Annotated in this window: 1 protein-coding gene; it reads right to left on the reverse strand. The window is 69.7% G+C overall.

Annotated elements, in window-relative coordinates; genetic code table 11:
• Positions 1–48: 48 nt before the first annotated feature.
• A complete protein-coding gene (locus K0M70_RS07690; protein WP_290781194.1) occupies positions 49–1,266 on the reverse strand; it encodes an FAD-binding domain-containing protein in 1,218 nt (405 codons plus the stop codon).
• Positions 1,267–1,393: the final 127 nt, after the last annotated feature.

Raw genomic sequence — 1,393 nt, forward strand, 5'->3', positions numbered from 1 at the left:
CGCCAGGGGCGGGGGCGGAAAGGCCCGCGCCCAGACAGGCAGCGTCCCTCAGACCAGGCCCAGGTCGGTCAGGATGCGGGGAATCTGCTGCCTGACCTTGAAGAACCCCGCCGTTGCCAACGGCCAGGTCTCGGCATCCCACTCTCGTCGCCACTCTGACAACGCAATGCCTTTTGCGGCCAGCGAAGGCGCCGCCTCGCGCAGCCAGTCGTGCGTCGGGCCGCGCGTGGCGTAGGGCGTGACGATCTGGGCGACCCCCGCCGACTCGGCCCCCCGCGCAAGCCCGTTGGGATGGTCTGCACGCAAAGCGTCGGCGGCCACCCCTGCCCGCGCCGCGGTGTCGGCCAGGGCCCCGGCTTCGAATCGGACGACGGCATCGGCAACCGCCAAGGGCGAACGCAAATGGCTTGTTGCAAGGGTGGCCGTGGCACAGATGTCGAGGCCCGACAGGGCGAAATCCTCGAGCCGGCAATCCTCGTCGGTGATGAGCAGCGCAGTGCGAACGCCCGCCTTTGGAACGACGGTGTCGCGCAGGGCCAGGACTGGCGGCAGACCCTCCGGCTCGGTCGCCTCCAGCCCTTGGGACACGTCGGCCAGATCGCCGGCGCGCGGCGCGAACCGGCCCAGGGTGAAGGTCTTGATGTTGTCGGCTCGCGCCGGGTAAGGCTTGCCTCGCGTATGAAGCCCCGCCACCCAGCGCCAGCCGATCGTGTTGGACGCCGCATCCCCGTCCAGCAGGTGCCGGTAAAAGAAGTCCGCGCCCAAGCGCCAGGGCAGCCCCAGCGTAAAGATCCAGATCGAAGCGAACCACATCCGCGAATGATTGTGCAGATACCCGGTTTCGACCAATTCGGACGCCCAGGCATCGAAACACGCCAACCCCGTCTGGCCGTCGGTCGCCCGTTCCACGCTGCGGCGCAGCTTGCGATCGCTCTCCATGGCTGCCAGATCGGCCTGCAGGCCAAGCGTGTAGCTGCTCCAGACCTGCGGCCGCCGCTCCAGCCAGCCTTTGAAATAAGTGCGCCAGAACACTTCCTCGACGAACTTTTCCGCCATCTCGGGGCCATGGGCGGCAATGGCGGCAGCCACCACTTCGGGTTCGGTCACCAGGCGGCGGCGGAGGTAGGGGGACAGCCGCGATACCGCCTTGTGCGCCCCGGGCCCGTGGTCGACATTGCGGCCGTTGGCGTAACGCCGGCCCATGGCGGGCACGAAGGACGCCATGGCTTCCAGGCCGGCGGCGCGGCTGGCAGGGAACTCGTTCATGGATGCGGATTCTTGGTGTCAGGCCCTGATTATCACGCGTCGCCCGGACGGCCTTGTGAACCCGAGGGGGGGGGGGGGGGGGGGGGGGGGGGGGGGGGGGGGGGGGGGGGGGGGGGGGGGGGGGGGG

Origin of the sequence: Arenimonas sp., assembly GCF_019459675.1 — a bacterium.
Classification (GTDB): domain Bacteria; phylum Pseudomonadota; class Gammaproteobacteria; order Xanthomonadales; family Xanthomonadaceae; genus Arenimonas.

What these genes read in the sequence shown, in the direction of transcription:
- K0M70_RS07690 (WP_290781194.1), bottom strand. Translation starts at nt 1,266, where the DNA reads ATGAACGAGTTCCCTGCCAGCCGCGCCGCCGGCCTGGAAGCCATGGCG.